This window comes from Pseudomonas sp. NS1(2017), assembly GCF_002269425.1.
GTDB lineage: Bacteria > Pseudomonadota > Gammaproteobacteria > Pseudomonadales > Pseudomonadaceae > Aquipseudomonas > Aquipseudomonas reactans.
On record NZ_CP022960.1, the window covers coordinates 1,304,883 to 1,327,558 of the forward strand.

The following is a 22,676-nucleotide window of genomic DNA, read 5'->3' on the forward strand; positions in this document are numbered from 1 at the left end:
TATCGGCGTCATCTTTTGTATCAAAGACGCGTGTAAGATACGCCGCACTTAGCCAGGGATGCTCACCATGTTCGATTCGTTCAAAGCGATCAGCCGCCGTATTGTCGGTGCGTTATTGACTGCGGTGGGGGCCGTCTTTGGTCAATGGCATCCGCCGTTCTGGCTGCGCGCCATCGGCCGTGGGCTGGCGAACCTGGGCAGCAAGGCGCGCGCTTATCCGCGTCAAACCGGTGCCGGCTTAGTGGGCCTGGTGTTGCTGGCCGCCGCTGGTTTCTACGGCTGGCACTGGTATTCCAACCTGCCACAGCCGCATACCGCGAGCTACTCGCTGCATAAACCCAACCTCACCGACTACACCCAGCAAACGCCGGTTGTGGATAACTTGCAGGTGCGCTTTGGCGAATCCGTGGCTCCGTTGTCGGCCATCGGCAAACCGGTCACCGAGGGTATTACCCTTAAACCTGCGATGGCGGGCACCTGGCGTTGGGCGGATGACCGCAGCCTGTTGTTTGTGCCGGAAAAAGACTGGCCCATCGACGCCCATTACACCCTCGATATAGCGAAGAAAAACCTGCTCGCCGACGGCGTGTTGCTCGACCAGTACAGCACGCAGTTTTCCACCCAACCGTTCCGCGCCACCCTGGCGCAAAACGAGCTGTACCAGGACCCGTCCAACCCAACGCTGAAACAGCTGGTGGCGACCTTCCATTTTTCCCACCCGGTGGATGAAGACAACCTACGCAAACGCGTTACGGTAACCCTCGGCAAAGGCCTGGCCTACCGCGACGCCCAGTTGCCCAACCGCCCTGAAATCACCTTCGACGAGAAAAAACTCAACGCGTACGTGCGCTCCGCCGCCCTGGCCACGCCACTGGAAAGCACGCCAGTCAGCGCCAAGCTCGACGAAGGCATCAAGGCCCGCGACGGTGGCAACGCCAGCACCGCGCCGCTGGTGTCGGAAGTCACCGTGCCCGGCCGCTATCGCCTGACCTTTACCGGCGCCGAAGTGAGCTTTGTCGACAACGCACGGGGTGAACCAGAGCCGGTATTGATGTTCAGCAGTTCCAGCGCGGTAGCCGATGAGACCATCGCCGGTAAGGTACAGGCCTGGTTGTTGCCGGAAAAAGCCCAGGACGACACGCGCCCCTACAGCAGCAACGACATCGACGACGCCCTGCTCGCCCGCAGTACCAAGCTCAACCTGACCCACGTGCCCAGCGTCGAACCGCTGAATACCCTGCACGCCTTCAAATTCAAGGCCCCGGCCGGGCGCGCGGTGTATGTGCGCGTACCCGCAAACCTGGAGGCCATCGGCGGCTATTTGGCGAAGAATCCTACGGCGTCGCTGATCAGCATGCCGGCTTACCCACGCACCTTGCAGTTCCTGTCTGACGGCGCCTTGCTCAGCCTCAATGGCGAAAAACGCCTGGGCTTCATGGCCCGCGGTGTGCCTGGCGCCCATGTGGAAATCGCCCGCCTGCTGCCCAACCAGTTGCAACACCTGGTGGACCAAAGCAGCGGCAGCTTTGCCCGGCCGAACTTCGGCAACGAATACTTCGATCGCATGGTCGAGCGTCAGTCGTTGGATATCCCGCTGTCATCCAATGACCCGGCGAAAACCGTCTACGACAACGTGGACCTCAGCCACTACCTCACCGCCAATGGCGGCCGTCGCGGGATTTTCGTACTCAAGCTGAGCCCGCAGGATGACCCGGCCCAACGCACGTTCGAGTACGACCGCAGCAACACCAGCGACCTGCGTTTTATCGTGGTGACGGACCTGGGCATCATCGCCAAGCGCTCCAGCGATGGCAGCCATGACGTGTATGTGCAGTCCATCGGCAACGGTTCGCCGGTGTCCGACGCGCAAGTCGACATCATTGGGCGTAACGGTCTGCCGGTGAGCAGTGGCCGCACCGACACCGAAGGCCACGCGCACTTCGCCAAGCTGGATGAGTTGCGCCGTGAGAAAACGCCGCTGATGTATGTGGTCACTCGCGGCAATGACCAGTCGTTTTTGCCGATCGCCCGTCAGTCCCAGCAACTGGATCTGTCGCGCTTCGATGTAGGCGGTTTGGAAGAAGACGGTGCGATCGATCGCCTCAGCGCCTACCTGTTTACCGACCGCGGCCTGTACCGTCCGGGCGAAACCGCGCACCTGGGCATGATCGTGCGCAGCGGCAACTGGAAAGGCGCCCTGCTGGGCCTGCCGGTGGAACTGCAAATCACCGACCCCCGTGGCCTGGAAGTGATTCGCCAGCCGTTGAAGCTGTCCGCCAGCGGTTTTGAAACCTTTGATTTCCCCAGCAGCGAAGTCGCCCCTGCCGGGGAATACACCGCGACCCTCCAGTTGATCGGCGAGAAGCAGACCCGCACCGACCTGGGCAGCGTGAGCTTCAAGGTCCGCGACTTTGAGCCGGACCGCATGAAGGTCAGCCTGAGCCTGCACGACACGCCTGTGCAGGGCTGGATTCCACCGGACCAGGTGGTGGCCAAGGTCACCGCGATGCATCTGTTTGGCGCCCCGGCGTCCGGCCGTCGCGTGACCGCCAAAATGTCCCTGAGCCCGACGCTCGCGGCGTTTGATCGTTACCCGGATTTCCGTTTCCGCCTCAACGACTCCCTGGAAGACGCCACCACTGAAGACCTGGCCGAAACCACCGTCGACGATAACGGCCAGGCCGTGCTCGACCTCAACCTGCAGCGCTTCGCCAATAGCACCTATCGCCTGCAGGTGATGAGCCAGGTGTTCGAAGCCGAAGGCGGGCGCAATGTGGCGGCGCAAAGTGCCTTGTTGGTGTCGTCCGCGTCCTACCTTGTAGGTGTGAAAAGTCAGGATTCGCTGTCGTACGTCGCCAAGGATGCGCCGCGCCAAGTGCAATGGCTGGCTGTCGCGCCGGACCTTTCGCCCCTGGCGGTGGACGGCCTGACCACTGAAGTGGTCGAACATCGTTATGTGTCGGTGCTGGTGAAACAATCCAACGGCACCTACAAGTACGAGTCGCGCATCAAGAACATCAGCCAGCCGGCCTCACCGCTGGTGATGACCCAGGAGGGCGCCAAGCAGGCCTTGAACACCGGCACACCGGGTGACTTCACCCTGCAATTGAAAGACGCCAACGGCAACCTGCTCAACCAGATCGACTACAGCGTGGCCGGACGAGGCAACACCTCGCGTTCGCTGGAACGCAATGCCGAGCTGCAACTGCGCCTGGATAAACGCAGCTATGCCACCGGTGATGAAATTGCGATCAGCATCCGTGCGCCGTATACCGGTGCCGGCTTGATCACCATCGAGCGGGACAAGGTCTACACCCAGCAGTGGTTCAAGGCCGACAGCACCAACAGCGTGCAACATATCCGCGTGCCTGCAGGGCTTGAAGGCAATGCCTACGTCAACGTGCAGTTTGTACGGGATATGGGTTCGGCCGAGGTGTACATGAGCCCGCTGTCCTATGGCGTGGTGCCCTTCAGCATCAACCTGGATGCGCGGCGCATGGCGCTGAAGGTTGAAGGCCCGGCGAAGATCGAGCCGGGGCAGATGCTCGACATCAAGGTCAACGCCGACCGCCCAGGCCGCGCGGTGGTGTACGCGGTGGACGAAGGCATCCTGCAAGTGGCGCGCTACCAGACGCCGGACCCGCTGGGCTTCTTCTTCCAGAAGCGAGCGCTGGAGGTCGGCACCAGTCAGATTCTTGACCTGATCCTGCCGGAATTCAGCCGCCTGCTCAGTGGGGCAGCGCCCGGTGGCGATACGGAAGGCGCCCTGGCCAATCACCTCAACCCGTTCAAGCGTAAACACCAGCCGCCTGTGGCTTGGTGGTCTGGACTGGTCGACCTGCCCGCTGGCGAAACCGTGCTGCATTACCAGGTGCCGGACAGCTTCAACGGCAAGCTGCACCTGTTTGCGGTGGCTGTGGATAACGACAGTGTCGGTGTCAGCGAAGCCAATACCGATGTACGTGGTCCCATCGTGATCACGCCAAACGTGCCGGCGTTTGTGGCGCCGGGGGATGTGTTCAACGTCAGCGCCGGGGTGTTCAGCAACCTCGACGCGGCGGCAGAGGTGAAGTTTGAACTGCAGACCAGCGATGGCCTGAAGGTACAGGGCGACAAGGGCAGCACCTTGTCCCTGCAACCGCGCAAGGAAGGCACCGCCGAGTTCAAGATCAAGGTTGGCGAGACCCTGGGTTCAGCGGACCTGCGATTTGTCGCAGTGTTGCCGGACGGCAAACGTATCCAGGTGGCCGAGACCACTTCGATCCGCCCACTGAGCGAACATCGCGTCGCCCTGAGCCTGGGTCGCTTTGAGAGCGCCAGCAAAGAGCTCAAACCTACCCGCGAATTGTTCAGCCAACTGCGCGACGTACAGTTGGGCGTGGCGGCCTCACCACTGGTGTGGGCCAACGGCCTCAAGCATTACCTGGACGACTACGGCTACGCCTGCACCGAGCAACTGGTGTCCAAGGCCATGCCGGCGCTGATCTGGGGCGGCAACGCACCTGAAGCCGAACAGGCCTTCGGCAGCGCGGTGCGCATGCTGCGCCAGCGCCAGAACCAGGCCGGCGGCTTTGGTTTGTGGGCAGCGAACCCGGACGTGGCGCCGTACGCCAGCCTGTATGCCACCGACTTCCTGATCGAAGCCAAGGAGCGTGGCCTGCCGGTGCCGGAAGATTTGCTGGTGCGTTCGAATGCGTACCTGACAGACCTGGCCAACGGTCCTAGCGAAGGCCTGTCGGAATTGCGCAACCGCGCCTACGCCAGTTACCTGCTGAGCCGTCAGGGGATTCTGGTAAGCGGCGCCTTGAGCGATATCCGCGAGCGCTACGAGGGCTACTTCAAGGACAGCTGGCAGAACGACCTGGGCGCCGCCTACCTGGCGGCCAGCTACAAGCTGCTCAAGCAGGATCGCCAGGCTGACACGCTGTTCCGCAAAATCCCCTGGCGCTCGCTTGTGGATAAGTGGGACAGCGACGGTTTGTACTACGACCCGCTGGTGCACGACGCCGAACACCTGCACCTGCTGGCGCGACATTTCCCAGAGCTGATGGACGATGTGCCTACAGCGCTGTTGGATAAACTCGGTAAGCGCCTCAACGAGCAGCGTTACAACTCGCTGTCGGCGGCCCTGCTGCTGCGCGCCTTGGACAACTACGGCCAGCGTGCGCAAAGCGACATGACGCTCAAGGCCACCGCCTGGCTGGGGGACAAGCAGAAGCAATTACTGGAGATGGCCGGTCAGCCACCCCGCGCCGCCGTGCCGGGTGCGACGCAGAAGCTGGTGATGGAAAAATCCGACGGCCCGGCGGCGTTCTACATGCTCAGCGAAGCCGGTTTCGACAAGGGCGCCAAGCTCAAGCCGATCACCAATGGCCTGGAGATCATCCACGAGTACCTCGACCTCAAGGGCGAGCCGGTGAGCAAGGTCGCGGTAGGCGATGAGTTCCTGGTGCGCCTGCGTCTGCGCGCGACCGACCGTGACCAGGTGCAGCAAGTGGCCGTGGTCGACCTGCTGCCGGGTGGCGTCGAGCCTGTGTATAACTTGCCGCCGGCGCCAGAAGCCGCCAGCAGCGAGGAAGGCGAAGAGTCTGAGTACGTGGAAGAGGACAGCCAGGAAGAAGAAAGCTGGCAAGCCCCCATCGGCGAAACCGAACTGAGCAACTGGCAGCCGGAGTACGTGGACGTACGTGATGATCGAGTGGTGTTGTATGGCACCGCGCTGCGTGATGTAGGCACTTTCGTCTACCGCGTGCGCGCTACCAACGCGGGCACTTTCAATACGCCTCCGGCCTATGCCGAAGGCATGTACGAAACCACCCTGCAAGGGCGCGGCAAAGTAGGCCAGCTTGAAATTACCAAGCCTTAAGCGCCTGACACTGCCGCTGTTCGCAGCGGCGGTGGTCCTGGTGGGGCTGCGATTGTGGCCCCATGCTCCGCTGGAACAGACGGTGACCTCATCGCGGGTGGTGTTGGCCGATGATGGCTCGCTGCTGCGCATGACCTTGGCGGACGACGGGCAATACCGACTTTGGCTACCGCTGGAGCGGATTTCTCCTTCATTGGTCGAAGCCTTGCTGCTCAAGGAAGACCGCAATTTCTACTGGCACCCGGGGATCAATCCCCCGGCGTTGCTGCGCGCGGCCATGGCCACCTACAGCGGTGGCCAGCGCCAGGGCGGCTCGACCTTGAGCATGCAATTGGCACGGCGCCTGTGGGACTTGAACACCCGCCAGGTGCCGGGCAAGTTGCAGCAGATGGCCTTGGCACTGTGGCTGGAGGCGCGCTACAGCAAGCACGACATCCTTGAGGCCTATCTGAACCTGGCGCCGATGGGCGGCAATATCGAAGGTGCCGAGGCGGCCAGCCGTATTTACTTCGGCAAGTCGGCGACGCAGTTGTCGCTTTCCGAGGCGTTGGCGCTGGCGGTGATCCCACAACAACCGGGTCGACGCGCGCGCTTCGGCCCGTCGCTGCAACAGGCGCGGCAGCGCTTGATGGCTGACTGGCGCGAGACTTATCCACAAGACCCGCGCAATGACAGCTTGTTGGACTTGCCCCTGGAAGCACGCAGCCGCCAGCAGATTCCGTTCCTGGCGCCGCATTTGAGTGAACAACTGCTGGCGTCCCAGCCCGGCAATGAGCTGAACAGCACCCTCAACCTGCCGCTGCAACAATTGCTCGAACGCCTGATCACCGGCTTCATCGCCGAACGGCGCAGCACCGGTGTGGAAAACGCTACGGCGATCTTGATCGACAGCCGCGACCAGAGCGTCAAGGCATTGGTCGGGTCGGCGGATTACTTATCCACAAGCCTTCACGGCCAGGTCAATGGCGTGCTGTCGCGGCGCTCACCAGGGTCGACACTCAAGCCGTTCCTGTACGGGCTGGCGCTGGACCAAGGGGTGATTCACCCCATGAGCATCCTCAAGGACCTGCCGAGTAACTTCGGCTACTTCCAGCCGGAAAATTTCGACGGCAGTTTTGTCGGGCCACTGACAGCGCGGGATGCGCTGATCCGTAGTCGCAATATCCCGGCGGTGTGGCTCGCCAGCCAGGTCAAGTCGCCCTCCCTGTATGGACTATTACAACGCGCCGGGATCAAAGGCCTGCGTGACGAAAGCCATTACGGCCTGGCCCTGGCCCTCGGTGGCGGTGAAATGACCCCGGAAGAATTGGCGCGTCTGTACGTGATGTTGGCCGGGGACGGGCATCTGCGGCCATTGCGCTATTTGCAGGAACAGCCCCAGACCACCGGCGCCCCACTGCTGACGCCCCAGGCGGCGTTCATGGTTCGCGATATGCTGCGCCGAAACCCTCGCCCGGATGGTCTGCCCGGACGCCACTGGCGTACCGCGTGGAAAACCGGCACTTCCTGGGGTTTTCATGATGCGTGGAGTGCAGGACTGGTGGGCCCCTACGTGCTGGTGGTGTGGGTGGGTAATTTCGATGGCCGGCCGAACCCAGCATTTATCGGTGCCAAGACTGCCGCGCCCTTATTTTTTCGCATCGCAGACTCCCTGCCCCTGGCGTTGCCCAACGTGGTCATCAAGGCCGACAAACCGCCCGCCGGGCTGGTGCGCATCGATGTCTGCGCCGCATCCGGCGAGTTGCCCAACCGCTGGTGCCCGCAAACCCGCAAGACCTGGTACATCCCCGGCGTATCGCCGATTCGGGTGTCCAACCTGCACCGCCCGGTGCTGATCGACACCCGCACCGGCAAAGCCGCCTGCCCGCCATTTGACGCGCAATACACCCGCGAAGAAGTCTTCGAATTCTGGCCCAGCGACGTGCAACGCCTGTACCGCGCCGCCGGCCTGCCGCGACGCACGCCGCCCAACGTGATGAAAAACTGCCAGCCCAACCGCCTCAGTGACCAGAGCGAAGCCCCGCAGATCCGTTCGCCGCTGACCCAGGTGAGCTATCAACTGCGCCTGTCCCAGCCCCAGGAAAGCATCCCGCTGAATGCCAACGCCGCCAGCGACGCAGCGACGCTGTACTGGTTTGCTGATCAAACCCTGATCGGCCAGGGCCCACCGCAAAGCACACTGAACTGGCGGCCGGGCAAGTCGGGGGAGTATCGGTTGCGGGTCAGTGATGATCAGGGGCGCAGTACGAGTCGAGGGTTGAAGGTGGAGTTTGTGCCCTGATCAGGCATCTTCATCACTGAAACTGCCCTTGCTCACGCGTTTGGCAAAATGCCTGTACGCAACCCCCATTTTGCGCTGCTCAAACAACGAGAACACCAGGGTGCCCAGTAGGATTAGCATCCACACCAGAAACTGCTTCAGCGCATCCACATGGGCGACGAACAGCAGCAGGGTGACCACGCCGCCAATCACCATGCCCAACGCCATCCAAGCGCCAAGCACACGGCCTACCGCCAGGCGCATGCCTTTGGGCAGCAACAGCCGGGTCCATATCAACACCACGAAAATCGTCAGCGTGAAGCCAAACGCAGCCATGAAGGGGATCGGAAAACCACCCTCGCGGTACAACCAGGCCAGCAGCTTATACACAGGGCCAAGTGACTCCATCTGTTGATAAGTGTCCGGGCCCGGCAACTGCAATTGGGCGAAATGCGCGGGGGTCATGGCCATCACGCCAACCCCGAGCATCGCCACCACCGCGCCGTAGAAGCTGCCGACACGCCACAACGGCGCCAGCACCCGACGGTTTTCCACGTCCTCGGTCAGCGCCACGCCGAATACAGCCTTGGACTGTTTGCCCTGGGCGATCACGGTCTGGCCATCGCGCTCGCAGGCGTCGCCGATCAGCATCACGTCCAAGTCCTGGACCAGCAGGATTTCGCCTTGGCGGCGCGAGCTGCCGATCAGTTCGTAGTCGTCCGGTGATTTGTTGCCGAACAGGTCGATGCCTTCGGCAATGACGCGGATTTCTCCCGTGGCATCCTGCACACGGAAGTCGTTGCAGCGCGCCTCGCTCTTGGCCCGGCTCCAACTCCAGCGCCCGTCGTCGTCCTTTTCGCCCTCTTCGATGATCCACACGTAGCCCGCGCAGGGCTTGCCGTGCACCGGAGACACCAGCGGTTTATCCACAATCACCTTGCCACGGATCTCTACCAGGCCCATGGCCAGAGAACGTATCTGGCTGGTGGCCAGTCGTTGTTCGGTCTTGTAGAAGTTAGGGCCGAAGCTGGCCAGCAGGCACACCAGGGCGAATAACGGGAAAAACATCGCCACCACGGTCATCGGCGCGTAGACCAACAAGCAGGCAAACCCTGCCAGGCATAACAGCGCCAACAGGGTTTTCCAGCGCGACTTCTTTTTCTCTTCGCCCGCCTGCGTGGTTTTCATGCCCCCGGCACCTCAAGCTTCACGCCTTCGTAACGGGTTTCTTCGGCACTGATGGCCAGCAGTGGAATGCGCTGGTAGCTGAGCATCCGCGCGAAAAACAGGTCGGGGAACACTGCGATAGCGATGTTGTAGAGATTGACCGACTCATTGAAGAATTCACGACGGTCGGCGATGCGCTCTTCGACAGCCGAAATAGCCTGCTGAAGCTCGACCATATTGGGACCGGAAATCAGCGTCGGGTAACCCTCCGCCACCGCAATCACCGACTTGAGCGCCGCGTTCAACTGGTTGGACGCGTCAACCTTGTCATTCAGGCTACTGGCGCTGAGGTATTGCTGGCGCGCGTCACTGAGGCGGGTAAACAGCGCGTGCTCATGGTTCATCGCGGTCTGCACTACACGCATCAGGTCCGGGATCTGATCCGCCCGTTGCTTGAGCAGCACATCGATATTGGCGAAAGCCTTGTCCACATCGTTACGCCGCATCACCAGGCCGTTGTAGACGCCCACCATCCAGCCGACCAGGCCGACAACAATGATCAGCACGGCGATGCCGGCGATTAGGAGTTCGATGTTCATGGTGAAGGCATCCCTGGCTGAGTTATCCACAGGGTCGCATTTTAGGGGTAAAGCGCGGCGCCCCATGTGGAATTAGTCCACAAAAGGGACAGAAGGCTCACACCTACTTTTGCCATTTAATAAAAGCGCCGATGGAGATCAGGAAAGATCATCTGCGCAAACCACACGGGAAGCCCAGGAAAGATCGAACGTGACTTGGCCGAAGGCGCCTCGACCACGCCCATATCGATCAATTTTTTAAGTTGATCACTCGCCACTCGATCATGAAGCCCAGAAAAGGTCTTGAAATCTGCTCGGGCAACTTCACCCTGAGTCAGCAAGATATGAATAGCCTTGGCCATATCCTGCTTTACCCCGCACTCGATGAAGCGACTCTCGAGTCCAATCACTCTTTCAAGTCGCTGGCGCAAGCTGACAAGCCCCATGGATTGCTCTACGTAATCCATCTGGTCGATACACACTTGCAGCATGAACTCTACAAACTCGAACAACCCGCGTTGGGTCAACTGACCTCGACCATCGAGATCGCCTCGACGAGGCTGATCGGCAGCGCGTAAGCGTCCATAGTATTCATCTTGTTTTCGTGCCAGCCCTCGAGAAAGCGACCAAAGGGGCGACGCAAGCCCAAGTCGCATCAACTGCAAATGCGTGGCCATGCGGACCACCCGGCCATTGCCATCCTCAAATGGATGAACAAATGCGAGACGATGGTGGTAAGCCAGTGCGCTGAGAACTCGGGAGGTCTGGTCGGGTTGTCCGCCGTATACCTGCTGCAGGCGTTGGAGCATTGGCGTAACGGACTCCCAAGCAGGCGCAGCATGGTCATCTACCATCACGTTGCGTTGTGCGACATCCCGCAATTGACCGGGTACAAGTAGTCGGCCATCACTGAGCCGCAAATCCTCATCACTGGCACTGGCAAAAAGGCGGCGATGGATGACAGAAATGAGCTCAGGGGCAAAGAAAACACCCCAAGAGGCTTCGATTGATTTTGGCCGACGTACCGCTCGTTCCAACAACTCCTGAACACCGATATGACTTTCGGCCAGCTCACGCAGTTGTTTGGAGTCACGCCGGGGGACTCGCGCAGACAACGTTGCAGGCTCAGTGAACTGGCCTTCAATGAGATTGCTGTAATAGCTGTTGGTGATTCGCATCAGGCCGCCGATCCGGATGGCGGTATTTTCGGGGAGTAGACCCGTGAGTTTCCCTGCACGAAACGAAAGCGTTTCAGCCGTCCGTAAAATTGACGCAGGGAAACCAGGCGATGGCCAGACAGGTTCCAACCAGTGGTTTCCGGAGATGAATTGCGGCGTCATTTTTCTCACCTTTTTCCGATTTATTTTCGGATCCGTTTTTCCTTAAAGATCAATATTAACGGGATAGAAAGACAGTTTTATACAGCTATTCCAGAGAATTTTTCCGATTTATTTTCTGATCTCTCAACTGACTCAATGAGTTCCACATAGCTGGACTCCCCTCCACCCGTCGCCCCCGACAACCAACCCCATACAAAGCTCAATGTGGTAACCCCGACAGCATCCAAACCGACCGTGCCACGCGACCAACCCGACAGCAGCTCACCGTCCAAGGTCAGGCACTGAAACAGCAGTTCGATAGTGTCCGGGCCTGTCACTCGCCCCACTTGTGTGCCCAGGCGAATCCGCCCGCCCTGGTAAGTGCTGGAGATGGCATCCCCCTCGACAAGGTAATGAAATACCGTGCCCGAGCCGGAAAGCCCCTGGGTATTGTTGGCGACGATGAAGCGGTGATTGTGCAAGCGCTGGTGGAGCTGGGAGGGGGTTTGCATCGAGGGCGCGTCCTTTCGCGGGAGCCTGGAGACCCGGGCGGGCCTCCAGGATATGGCGGGTTACTCCACGGTTACCGACTTCGCCAGGTTGCGCGGCTGGTCGACGTCAGTGCCTTTCAACACAGCAACGTAGTACGACAGCAACTGCAGCGGGATGGTGTAGAGGATTGGCGACAGGGTGTCGTTGATGTGCGGCATGTTGATGACGTGGGTGCCTTCGCCGTTGGTCATGCCAGCTTTTTCGTCGGCGAACACCACCAGTTGGCCGCCACGGGCGCGGACTTCCTGCAGGTTGGACTTGAGCTTTTCCAGCAGCTCGTTGTTCGGCGCCACGGTGACCACCGGCATGTCGTCATCCACCAGGGCCAATGGGCCGTGCTTGAGTTCGCCGGCCGGGTAGGCTTCGGCGTGGATGTACGAGATTTCCTTGAGCTTGAGCGAACCTTCCATCGCCACCGGGTATTGCGCGCCACGGCCGAGGAACAGGGTGTGGTTCTTGTCGGCGAACAGTTCGGCGACTTTTTCCACGGTGCTGTCCATGGCCAGGGCTTCGCCGAGGCGGGTTGGCAGGCGGCGCAGTTCTTCAACCAGCGTGGCCTCGACGCCTTCGGCCAGAGTGCCGCGCACTTGGCCCAGGGACAGGGTCAGCAGCAGCAGGCCCACCAACTGGGTGGTGAAGGCTTTGGTGGATGCCACGCCGATTTCGCGACCGGCTTGGGTCAGCAAGGTCAGGTCGGATTCACGCACCAGGGAGCTGATGCTGACGTTGCAGATCGCCAGGCTGGCCAGGAAGCCCAGTTCCTTGGCATTGCGCAGGGCGGCCAGGGTGTCGGCAGTTTCGCCGGACTGGGAGATGGTCACGAACAGGGTGTCGGGTTGCACCACCACCTTGCGGTAGCGGAACTCGCTGGCGACTTCGACCTGGCACGGGATGCCGGCCAGTTCTTCCAGCCAGTAACGCGCAACCATGCCGGCGTGGTAGCTGGTGCCGCAGGCGACGATCTGCACGTTGCGCACTTTGGCGAACAGCTCGGCGGCCTGTGGGCCGAAGGCGTTGACCAGCACTTGGTTCTGGCTCAGGCGACCTTCCAGGGTGCGTTGCACCACAGCCGGTTGCTCGTGGATTTCCTTGAGCATGAAGTGGCGGTATTCGCCCTTGTCGGCGGCTTCGGCGCCGTCTCGATATTGCACAGCTTCACGCTCGACGGATTGACCGTTGACGTCCCAGATCTGCACGCTTTCACGGCGAATGTCGGCGATATCGCCTTCTTCCAGGTACATGAAGCGGTCGGTGACCTGGCGCAGGGCCAGTTGGTCGGAGGCAAGGAAGTTTTCGCCCAGGCCCAGGCCGATCACCAACGGGCTGCCACTGCGAGCGGCAACCACGCGGTCCGGTTGGCTCGCACTGACCACGGCCAGACCGTAGGCGCCGTGCAGTTCCTTGACTGTGGCCTTGAGGGCGGTGGTCAAGTCGCTATGATCCTTGAGCTTGTGATTGAGCAAGTGGGCGATGACTTCGGTGTCGGTGTCCGAGGTGAACACGTAGCCCAGGCCTTTCAGTTGTTCGCGCAACACTTCGTGGTTTTCGATAATGCCGTTGTGCACCACGGCGAGGTCGCCGGAAAAGTGCGGGTGAGCGTTGCGTTCGCACGGCGCACCGTGGGTCGCCCAACGGGTGTGGGCGATACCCAGACGGCCAACCAGCGGCTCGCCGGCCAGGGCCTGCTCCAACTCGCTGACCTTGCCCGGACGGCGCATGCGCTCCAGCTTGCCGGCGTTGGTGAAGACCGCCACACCGGCGCTGTCATAGCCGCGGTATTCCAGGCGCTTGAGGCCTTCGATCAGAATCGGGGTGATGTTGCGTTCAGCGACTGCGCCTACGATGCCACACATGGTGTTTCTCCTAGATGATTGCCGCGCATATCAGCGTAATGCCGCGGGCTTGGATCTGGTCGCGGGCCTCAAGCGGCAGGCGATCATCGGTGATAAGGGTATGGACGCTGCTCCAGGGCAGTTCCAGGTTGGGAATCTTGCGGCCGATCTTGTCGGATTCGACCATGACCACCACTTCCCGGGCGACCTCGGCCATGACGCGGCTCAGGCCCAGCAATTCATTGAAGGTGGTGGTGCCGCGTTGCAGATCGATGCCATCGGCGCCGATAAACAGTTGGTCAAAGTCATAGGAACGCAGCACTTGCTCGGCGACCTGGCCCTGGAACGAGTCCGAATGCGGGTCCCAGGTACCGCCGGTCATCAGCAGCACCGGTTCGTGTTCAAGTTCGCTCAACGCGCGGGCGACGTGCAGGGAGTTGGTCATCACCACCAGGCCGGGCTGGTGGCCCAACTCGGGAATCATGGCGGCGGTGGTGCTGCCGCTGTCGATGATGATCCGCGCATGTTCACGCAGACGCATCACGGCGGCACGGGCGATGGCGCGCTTGTACACCGAGATGGGTTGGGTGGCGTCGCCCACCAGTTCCTGGGGCATGGTGATGGCGCCACCGTAGCGGCGCAGCAACAGGCCGTTGCTTTCGAGCGCGGCCAGGTCCTTGCGGATCGTAACTTCCGACGTTTCGAAACGCTTGGCCAACTCGTCCACGCTGACTTCGCCCTGTTCATTGAGCAAGGTCAGGATATTGTGGCGTCGTTGGGGGGTATTTCGTTTCGACATTTTGACTTTAAGTTTCGTTTCGAAAGATAACGAAGGCAATCAAAACCTATTCGGAGAAAATCGTCAATATGCGGGTATAAAAAAACCTGTGGGTGGTTAGCCAACAGGTTTCAATGAGTGTGGATAACTCAGGTCTTTTTGATTTTGACCGGGCGCTTCCAGCCGTCGATGTTGCGTTGACGGGCGCGGGCTACGCCAAGCTGCAAGTTATCCACATCCTGATTGATGGTGGAACCAGCCGCCGTGGTGGCGCCGTCACCCACTGTCACCGGAGCAACCAATGAGTTATTGGAACCGATAAACACGTCTTCACCCAGCACTGTCTGGTGCTTGTTGGCGCCGTCGTAGTTGCAGGTGATCGTGCCGGCGCCGATGTTGGTGCGCGCGCCGATGACGGCATCGCCCAGGTAAGTCAGGTGACCCGCCTTGGCGCCTTCGCCCAGGTGAGCATTTTTCAGCTCGACGAAGTTACCCACATGGGCCTTGGCTTCCAGCACGCTGCCGGGACGCAAACGCGCAAACGGACCCGCATCGCTGCCCTCCCCCATCACCGCGCCGTCCAGGTGACTGTTGGCCTTGACCACCACGCCTTTGCGCAGGGTGCTGTCCTTGATCACACAGTTCGGGCCAATCACCACGTCGTCCTCGATGATCACGCGGCCTTCGAGGATCACGTTGATGTCGATCAGCACATCGCGGCCAACGGTCACTTCACCGCGTACATCGAAGCGTGCCGGGTCACGCAACGTCACGCCTTGGGCCATCAGGCGGCGACCTTCGCGCAATTGGTAGTGACGCTCCAGTTCGGCGAGTTGCTTGCGGTCGTTGGCGCCCTGCACTTCCATCGGGTCGTGGGGTTGCTCAGTGGCAACCAACAGGCCATCGCTTACCGCCATCTCGATGACGTCGGTCAGGTAGTACTCGCCCTGGGCGTTGTTGTTGGACAGGCGGCTCATCCAATCGCCGAGTTTATCGGCAGGGACCGCCAGGATCCCCGTGTTGCCCTCGGTAATGGCGCGCTGGGCTTCGCTGGCATCTTTGTGCTCAACGATAGCGGCAACCTTACCATCGGCGTTGCGCACGATGCGTCCGTAGCCGGTGGGGTCATCCAGTTCAACCGTCAGCAGGCCCATCTGGCCAGGCACGACGTGCTTGAGCAGGCGTTGCAGGGTTTCGACTTCGATCAGCGGCACGTCACCGTAGAGAATCAGCACGGTGTCGGCGCTGATGAAGGGCACGGCTTGAGCGGTGGCGTGGCCGGTGCCCAGTTGTTTGTCTTGCAATACGAAATTCAAATCGTCCGCGGCGAGGCGTTCACGCACCGCATCGGCACCGTGGCCGATCACCACGTGAATGCGCTGTGGGTCGAGCTGCCGGGCGCTGTGGATAACATGGCCAAGCATGGAATTGCCGGCAACCGGGTGCAGCACCTTGGGCAGGGCCGAACGCATACGGGTGCCCTGGCCTGCGGCGAGAATGACGATTTCAAGAGACATGAGTGGCTACCAATCCTGGGCGGTCCGGCTTCAGACCAGAGAAGTGTTTTGCAAAAAAAGAAAAAGGGTAGCCGAGGCTACCCTTTTTAATCAATCGCGCTTGAAGCATGACGGCATGGCCGCTTACTTCTTGCGGATCTGCTGGAGCGTGCGCAGCTGAGCTGCAGCCTCGGCCAGACGTACAGCAGCAGCGCTGTAGTCGAAGTCCGCACCCTTTTCGTTCAGGGCCTTCTCAGCAGCCTTGACGGCTTCCTGAGCGGAGGCTTCATCCAGGTCGCCAGCACGTTGCACGGTGTCGGCAAGTACCTTGACCATGTTCGGCTGAACCTCGAGGAAACCACCCGAGATGTAAAACACCTCTTTTTCCCCGCCTTGCTTGGTCAGAGTGATCGGACCTGGCTTCAAGCTGGTGATCAACGGCGCGTGACCCATGGCAATACCAAGGTCACCGAGTTCGCCGTGTGCAATCACCATCTCTACCAGACCGGAGAAGATTTCCCCTTCCGCGCTGACGATATCGCAATGGACTGTCATAGCCATCTGATTGCCTCAACCTGATGAGCGCCCGTTTCCGGGCGCCTGGATTACAGTTTCTTGGCTTTCTCGATCGCTTCTTCGATGCCGCCGACCATGTAGAACGCTTGTTCTGGCAGGTGGTCGTAGTCACCGTTGAGGATGCCTTTGAAGCCAGCAATGGTGTCTTTCAGGGAAACGTATTTACCCGATGCACCGGTGAAGACTTCAGCCACGAAGAACGGCTGCGACAAGAAACGCTGGATCTTACGAGCACGGTTTACCAACTGCTTGTCGGCTTCCGACAGCTCGTCCATACCCAGGATCGCAATGATGTCCTTCAGTTCTTTGTAACGCTGCAGCACGTACTGAACGCCGCGAGCGGTGTCGTAGTGCTCCTGGCCGATCACGTTCGGGTCCAGCTGGCGCGAAGTCGAGTCGAGTGGATCGACCGCTGGGTAGATACCCAGGGAAGCGATGTCACGGGACAGTACGACGGTGGCGTCCAAGTGGGCGAAGGTGGTCGCTGGCGACGGGTCGGTCAAGTCATCCGCAGGTACGTATACCGCTTGGATCGAAGTGATCGAACCTTCTTTGGTCGAAGTGATACGTTCTTGCAGAACGCCCATCTCTTCGGCCAGGGTCGGCTGGTAGCCTACTGCGGAAGGCATACGGCCCAGCAGTGCGGATACTTCAGTACCGGCCAGGGTGTAACGGTAGATGTTGTCGACGAACAGCAGAACGTCGTTACCTTCGTCACGGAACTTCTCGGCCATGGTCAGACCGGTCAATGCTACGCGCAGACGGTTTCCCGGCGGCTCGTTCATCTGACCGTAAACCAGTGCCACTTTGTCCAGAACGTTGGAGTCCTTCATCTCGTGGTAGAAGTCGTTACCCTCACGGGTACGCTCACCCACACCGGCGAACACGGAGTAACCGCTGTGCTCGATGGCGATGTTACGGATCAGTTCCATCATGTTTACGGTCTTGCCTACACCGGCACCACCGAACAGACCGACTTTACCGCCTTTGGCGAACGGGCAAACCAGGTCGATAACCTTGATGCCGGTTTCCAGCAGGTCGTTGCCGCCAGCTTGTTCGGCGAACGAAGGTGCTGGACGGTGAATGCCCCAACGCTCTTCGGTGTCGATCGGACCCGCTTCGTCAATCGGGTTGCCCAGTACGTCCATGATCCGGCCCAGGGTCGCTTTACCGACCGGTACGGAGATGGCTGCGCCAGAGTCGACAACGTCCAGACCGCGCTTCAAGCCTTCGGTGGAACCCATCGCAATGGTACGAACTACGCCGTCGCCCAGCTGCTGCTGAACTTCCAGAGTAGTGTCCGCGCCTTGTACTTTCAGCGCGTTGTAGATGCTCGGTACGCTGTCGCGTGGAAATTCCACGTCGATAACGGCGCCGATGATTTGAACGATACGTCCGCTACTCATAGCTGGATCCTCTGAATATTTGAACCGTTAAACCGCGGCAGCGCCGCCGACGATTTCCGAGATCTCTTGGGTGATCGCAGCCTGACGCGCCTTGTTGTAGATCAGCTGCAAATCGCTGATCAGATCACCGGCGTTATCGGTAGCGTTTTTCATCGCGATCATCCGCGCCGCTTGTTCAGCTGCGTTGTTCTCGACCACCGCCTGGTACACCTGCGACTCCACGTAGCGCACCATCAAGCCGTCAAGCAGCTCTTTGGCGTCTGGTTCGTAGAGGTAGTCCCAGTGGTGCTTGAGTTCCTGATCCGGAGTCGCCACCAGTGGGATCAATTGCTCCACGGTTGGCTGCTGGGTCATGGTGTTGATGAACTTGTTGGATACCACGGAGAGGCGGTCAATCCGGCCTTCCAGGTATGCATCCAGCATCACCTTCACACTGCCGATCAAATCATTGATCGACGGCTCTTCACCCAGGTGGCTGATAGCTGCTACGACGTTGCCGCCGAAGTTGCGGAAAAAGGCCGCACCCTTGCTACCAACAACACACAGATCGATCTCGACGCCTTTTTCGCGGTTTACCGCCATGTCCTTGACCAGGGCCTTGAACAGGTTGGTATTCAAACCACCGCACAAACCACGGTCACTGCTCACAACCACATAACCGACACGCTTAACTTCGCGCTCGATCATGAAGGGGTGGCGGTATTCCGGGTTGGCGTTGGCCAGATGCCCAATTACCTGGCGGATACGCTCCGCATAAGGACGGCTAGCAGCCATGCGCATTTGTGCCTTGCGCATTTTGCTGACCGCCACTTTTTCCATGGCGCTGGTAATTTTTTGCGTGCTTTTGATGCTCGCAATCTTACTGCGAATCTCTTTTGCGCCTGCCATGTAACACCTATCAGGTTAGCAAGCGGGAGCCTTGCGGCTCCCGCTGCGGCTTACCAGGTTTGGGTGGCCTTGAACTTCTCGATACCGGCTTTGAGGCCAGCGTCGATTTCGTCATTGAAGTCACCCTTCACGTTGATCTTGGCCAACAAGTCGGCGTGATCGCGGTTGAAGTAAGCAATCAGCGCTTGTTCAAAGCTGCCGACCTTGGCGATTTCGACGTCAGTCAGGAACCCACGCTCAGCGGCATACAGCGACAACGCCATGTCAGCGATCGACATTGGGGCGTATTGCTTCTGCTTCATCAGCTCGGTAACGCGCTGACCATGCTCAAGTTGCTTACGGGTCGCTTCGTCCAGGTCAGAAGCGAACTGGGCGAATGCCGCCAGTTCACGGTACTGAGCCAGAGCGGTACGGATACCACCGGAGAGCTTCTTGATGATCTTGGTCTGAGCGGCACCACCCACACGGGATACCGAAACACCGGCGTTCACTGCAGGGCGGATGCCCGAGTTGAACATGGCCGATTCCAGGAAGATCTGACCGTCGGTGATGGAAATCACGTTGGTCGGAACGAACGCGGAAACGTCGCCAGCCTGGGTTTCGATGATCGGCAGTGCGGTCAGGGAACCGGTTTTGCCGGTCACTGCGCCGTTGGTGAACTTCTCTACGTACTCTTCCGAAACGCGGGATGCGCGCTCCAGCAGACGGGAGTGGAGATAGAACACGTCGCCTGGGTAAGCTTCACGGCCTGGTGGACGGCGCAGCAGCAGGGAAATCTGGCGGTAAGCCACTGCTTGCTTGGACAGATCGTCATAAACGATCAGCGCGTCTTCACCGCGGTCGCGGAAGAATTCACCCATGGTGCAACCGGCATACGGTGCCAGGTATTGCAGTGCAGGCGATTCCGAAGCACTGGCAGCCACGATGATCGTGTTTTTCAGTGCGCCGTTCTCTTCCAGCTTGCGAACCACGTTGGCGATGGTCGATTGCTTCTGACCGATGGCTACGTAGACGCAGAAAATACCGCTGTCTTTCTGGTTGATGATCGCGTCGATCGCCAGAGCGGTTTTACCGATCTGACGGTCACCGATGATCAGCTCACGCTGGCCACGGCCGACAGGGATCATGGCATCGACAGCCTTGTAGCCAGTCTGTACAGGCTGGTCTACCGACTTACGCCAGATCACGCCTGGAGCAACTTTCTCGACCGCGTCGGTCTCGGTGTTGCCCAGTGGACCTTTGCCGTCAACAGGGTTACCCAGTGCGTCGACTACGCGACCCAGCAGTTCCTTACCAACCGGAACCTCCAGGATGCGGCCAGTGCACTTGGCGCTCATGCCTTCAGCCAGAGACTGGTAAGCGCCCAGGATAACGGCACCTACGGAGTCCTGCTCCAGGTTGAGGGCCATACCGAAGACGCCGCCCGGAAACTCGATCATCTCGCCGGACATTACGTCGGCCAGACCGTGAATCCGCACGATACCGTCAGATACGCTGACGACAGTGCCTTCGTTACGGGCTTGGGAGGTCACATCGAGCTTGTCGATGCGGCCCTTGATAATTTCACTTATTTCGGAAGGATTGAGTTGCTGCATTGCTCTGCTGCCCCTTCAAACTCAAGATTTCAATGCTTCGGCAAGATTCGCGAGTTTGCCGCGAATCGAGCCATCGATAACCAGGTCGCCGGCGCGAATGACAATGCCCCCAATGAGGGATTTGTCTTCCGCAACTTGCAGGCGCACTTCCCGGTCGAGTCGTGCACTGAGAACCTTGGCGAGTTTGTCTTGCTGTTCTTGGTTCAATGCAAAAGCACTGGTCACTTCAACGTCTACCGACTTCTCTTGCTCGGCCTTGTACAGGTCGAAAAGAGCGGCAATCTCCGGCAGAAGCAGGAGACGGTCGTTTTCGGCAACGACGTGGATGAAGTTCTGCACTTTCACATCGAACTTGTCGCCGCACACTTCAATAAAAGTGGCGGCCTTGTCTGCGCTCGTCAGTCGCGGGGCCTTGAGCACGCGCTGCATGGTGTCGTCTTGCGACACTGCTGCAGCCAGGCCGAGCATGGCTGACCAAGAGGCCAGCTGCTGGTGGGCCTGGGCGTGCTCGAAGGCTGCCTTAGCGTAAGGTCGGGCCAACGTGGTCAATTCTGCCATGATCGCCCTCGCTTAAATTTCAGCAGCCAGTTTGTTTACCAGCTCCGCGTGCGCGTTTTGATCGATTGTGGCACCCAGGATCTTCTCAGCACCGCCGACGGCCAGAGCACCCAGTTGGGCACGCAGCGCATCTTTGACACCGTTCAGTTCCTGCTCGATCTCGGCCTGAGCCTGAACCTTCACACGGTCAGCGTCGATACGGGCTTTTTCAACAGCCTCTTCAACGATCTGGTTACCGCGTTTCTTGGCTTGCTCAATGATTTCGGCTGCTTGAGCTTTCGCTTCGCGCAGTTGTTGACCCGCTTTATCTTGGGCCAACTCCAGGTCGCGAGCTGCTCGTGCTGCAGCGTCCAGCCCATCCGCGATCTTCTTCTGACGTTCGTGCAGAGCTGCGATGACCGGAGGCCATACGAACTTCATGCAGAAAACGACAAAAATCAAGAACGCTAAGGACTGACCAATAATGGTTGCATTAATGTTCACGCCAATACCTCGCTCATTCGTTGCACAACACACCAATCACTCGAAAAGACGAGTGATTAACCGGCGAGTTGACCAACGAAAGGGTTCGCGAAGGTGAAGAACAGAGCGATACCAACACCGATCATGGTCACGGCGTCGAGCAGGCCGGCGACGATGAACATTTTAACTTGCAGCATTGGAACCATTTCTGGCTGACGCGCTGCGCCTTCCAGGAACTTGCCGCCCAGCAGGCCGAAACCAATGGCAGTACCCAGGGCGCCCAGGCCGATCAACAGTGCAACAGCGATAGCGGTTAGACCAACTACAGTTTCCATCTTTCCTCCCGACTTTTACGTCGTATGGTTTAGGTTTTTTAGATTTTAAAGCGGTAAAACAAATCGTTTCATAGCCCGGTAGGGCCTACCTTCCCGTTTGACCGGGAAGGACATCAGACTAGTCGAGACTGGTCTTAATGGTTCTCTTCGTGCGCCATCGACAGGTAGACGATGGTCAGCATCATGAAGATGAAGGCCTGCAGGGTGATGATCAGGATGTGGAACACAGCCCACGCCCACTGCAGAACAATGCCCAGGCCGCTAAGCCAGAGCAGGCCGCTGCCGAACATCACAGCGATCAGAATGAATACCAGCTCGCCGGCATACATGTTGCCGAACAGTCGCAGGGCCAGGGAAATCGGCTTGGCGATCAGGGTCACGAATTCCAGCAGGAAGTTCACCGGGATCAGCAGGGCTTGAACGAAGATGTTCTTGCTGCCGAACGGGTGCAGGGTCAGTTCGCCGATGAAGCCGCCGATGCCCTTGATCTTGATGCTGTAGAAAATGATCAACGCGAAGACCGACAGGGCCATGCCCAGGGTAGCGTTCGGGTCAGTGGTCGATACGGCACGGAATGGAATGTGCGGGTCGCCGCTGATCGCCATGGCCAGCTGAGGAATCCAGTCAACCGGGATCAGGTCGACGGCGTTCATCAGGAACACCCAGACGAAGATGGTCAGTGCCAGCGGTGCGATCACCGGGCTACGGCCATGGAAGCTGTCTTTCACGCTGCCATCGACGAATTCGACCAGTACTTCAACGAAGTTCTGCAAAGCACCTGGCTGACCGGAAGTCGCCTTCTTTGCCGCCATGCGGAAAATGAAGACGAAGATCAGACCCAATGCGACCGACCAGCCCAGAGTGTCCAGGTGGAAAGCCCAGAAGCCCATTTCTTTGGCCTCTGCTGCGGAGTGGGCAAAGCCCCAGCCGCCATTAGGAAGCTGACCGAAGGTCAGGTTCTGCAAGTGGTGCTGGATATAGCCCGAAGCGGTTGTTTCTGCCATGGTT

17 protein-coding genes are annotated in these 22,676 nt (G+C 59.6%); 2 read left to right on the forward strand and 15 right to left on the reverse strand.

All coding sequences use genetic code 11. The annotated features are described in order from the left end of the window. Window positions 1-67: 67 nt before the first annotated feature. The gene (locus CI807_RS06315) at window positions 68-5,866 is read left to right on the forward strand and encodes an alpha-2-macroglobulin (protein ID WP_095017510.1); all 5,799 of its coding nucleotides are present in this window, start codon (window positions 68-70) and stop codon (window positions 5,864-5,866) included. After that, window positions 5,847-8,147, forward strand: coding sequence for a penicillin-binding protein 1C (gene pbpC / locus CI807_RS06320; RefSeq protein ID WP_095014079.1), 2,301 nt, complete (start codon window positions 5,847-5,849; stop codon window positions 8,145-8,147). The genes CI807_RS06315 and pbpC overlap by 20 nt, the downstream gene beginning before the upstream one ends. Here pbpC and CI807_RS06325 read toward each other — a convergent pair whose 3' ends face one another. From CI807_RS06325 to atpB, 15 genes are all read right to left on the reverse strand, one after another. Next, complete coding sequence (locus tag CI807_RS06325) at window positions 8,148-9,314, reverse strand: hypothetical protein (protein WP_095014080.1); 1,167 nt, start codon at window positions 9,312-9,314, stop codon at window positions 8,148-8,150. After that, the gene (locus CI807_RS06330; RefSeq protein WP_095014081.1) at window positions 9,311-9,892 is read right to left on the reverse strand and encodes a LemA family protein; all 582 of its coding nucleotides are present in this window, start codon (window positions 9,890-9,892) and stop codon (window positions 9,311-9,313) included. Before CI807_RS06330 ends, CI807_RS06325 begins: the two co-directional genes overlap by 4 nt. Before the next feature lie 116 nt (window positions 9,893-10,008). Further along, the gene (locus CI807_RS06335) at window positions 10,009-11,211 is read right to left on the reverse strand and encodes a Fic family protein (RefSeq protein ID WP_095014082.1); all 1,203 of its coding nucleotides are present in this window, start codon (window positions 11,209-11,211) and stop codon (window positions 10,009-10,011) included. Between the two features lie 77 nt (window positions 11,212-11,288). Then, window positions 11,289-11,702, reverse strand: coding sequence for a hypothetical protein (locus CI807_RS06340; protein WP_095014083.1), 414 nt, complete (start codon window positions 11,700-11,702; stop codon window positions 11,289-11,291). Between the two features lie 60 nt (window positions 11,703-11,762). After that, a complete protein-coding gene (gene glmS / locus CI807_RS06345) occupies window positions 11,763-13,595 on the reverse strand; it encodes a glutamine--fructose-6-phosphate transaminase (isomerizing) (protein WP_095014084.1) in 1,833 nt (610 codons plus the stop codon). 10 nt (window positions 13,596-13,605) lie between these two features. Continuing rightward, the gene (locus tag CI807_RS06350) at window positions 13,606-14,373 is read right to left on the reverse strand and encodes a DeoR/GlpR family DNA-binding transcription regulator (RefSeq protein WP_010207681.1); all 768 of its coding nucleotides are present in this window, start codon (window positions 14,371-14,373) and stop codon (window positions 13,606-13,608) included. Window positions 14,374-14,501: 128 nt separating this feature from the next. After that, complete coding sequence (gene glmU, locus CI807_RS06355) at window positions 14,502-15,869, reverse strand: bifunctional UDP-N-acetylglucosamine diphosphorylase/glucosamine-1-phosphate N-acetyltransferase GlmU (RefSeq protein WP_095014085.1); 1,368 nt, start codon at window positions 15,867-15,869, stop codon at window positions 14,502-14,504. Between the two features lie 123 nt (window positions 15,870-15,992). Further along, window positions 15,993-16,409, reverse strand: a complete 417-nt coding sequence (locus CI807_RS06360) for a F0F1 ATP synthase subunit epsilon (protein ID WP_003177061.1) — start codon at window positions 16,407-16,409, stop codon at window positions 15,993-15,995. A 44-nt stretch (window positions 16,410-16,453) separates the two neighbouring features. Beyond that, window positions 16,454-17,830, reverse strand: coding sequence for a F0F1 ATP synthase subunit beta (atpD, locus tag CI807_RS06365; RefSeq protein WP_010207684.1), 1,377 nt, complete (start codon window positions 17,828-17,830; stop codon window positions 16,454-16,456). A gap of 27 nt (window positions 17,831-17,857) precedes the next feature. Then, the gene (gene atpG / locus CI807_RS06370; RefSeq protein ID WP_034139931.1) at window positions 17,858-18,718 is read right to left on the reverse strand and encodes a F0F1 ATP synthase subunit gamma; all 861 of its coding nucleotides are present in this window, start codon (window positions 18,716-18,718) and stop codon (window positions 17,858-17,860) included. A 50-nt stretch (window positions 18,719-18,768) separates the two neighbouring features. Continuing rightward, window positions 18,769-20,313, reverse strand: coding sequence for a F0F1 ATP synthase subunit alpha (gene atpA / locus CI807_RS06375; protein ID WP_010207686.1), 1,545 nt, complete (start codon window positions 20,311-20,313; stop codon window positions 18,769-18,771). Window positions 20,314-20,334: 21 nt separating this feature from the next. Further along, the gene (locus CI807_RS06380; protein WP_010207689.1) at window positions 20,335-20,871 is read right to left on the reverse strand and encodes a F0F1 ATP synthase subunit delta; all 537 of its coding nucleotides are present in this window, start codon (window positions 20,869-20,871) and stop codon (window positions 20,335-20,337) included. A 12-nt stretch (window positions 20,872-20,883) separates the two neighbouring features. Then, entirely contained in the window at window positions 20,884-21,354 is a 471-nt protein-coding gene (locus tag CI807_RS06385) for a F0F1 ATP synthase subunit B (RefSeq protein ID WP_008439543.1), read from the reverse strand. 56 nt (window positions 21,355-21,410) lie between these two features. Further along, window positions 21,411-21,668 (reverse strand): F0F1 ATP synthase subunit C, encoded by a 258-nt coding sequence (atpE, locus tag CI807_RS06390; protein ID WP_002555987.1) that lies wholly within the window; start codon window positions 21,666-21,668, stop codon window positions 21,411-21,413. Window positions 21,669-21,802: 134 nt separating this feature from the next. After that, the gene (gene atpB, locus CI807_RS06395; RefSeq protein ID WP_016978714.1) at window positions 21,803-22,672 is read right to left on the reverse strand and encodes a F0F1 ATP synthase subunit A; all 870 of its coding nucleotides are present in this window, start codon (window positions 22,670-22,672) and stop codon (window positions 21,803-21,805) included. Between the last annotated feature and the right edge of the window lie 4 nt (window positions 22,673-22,676).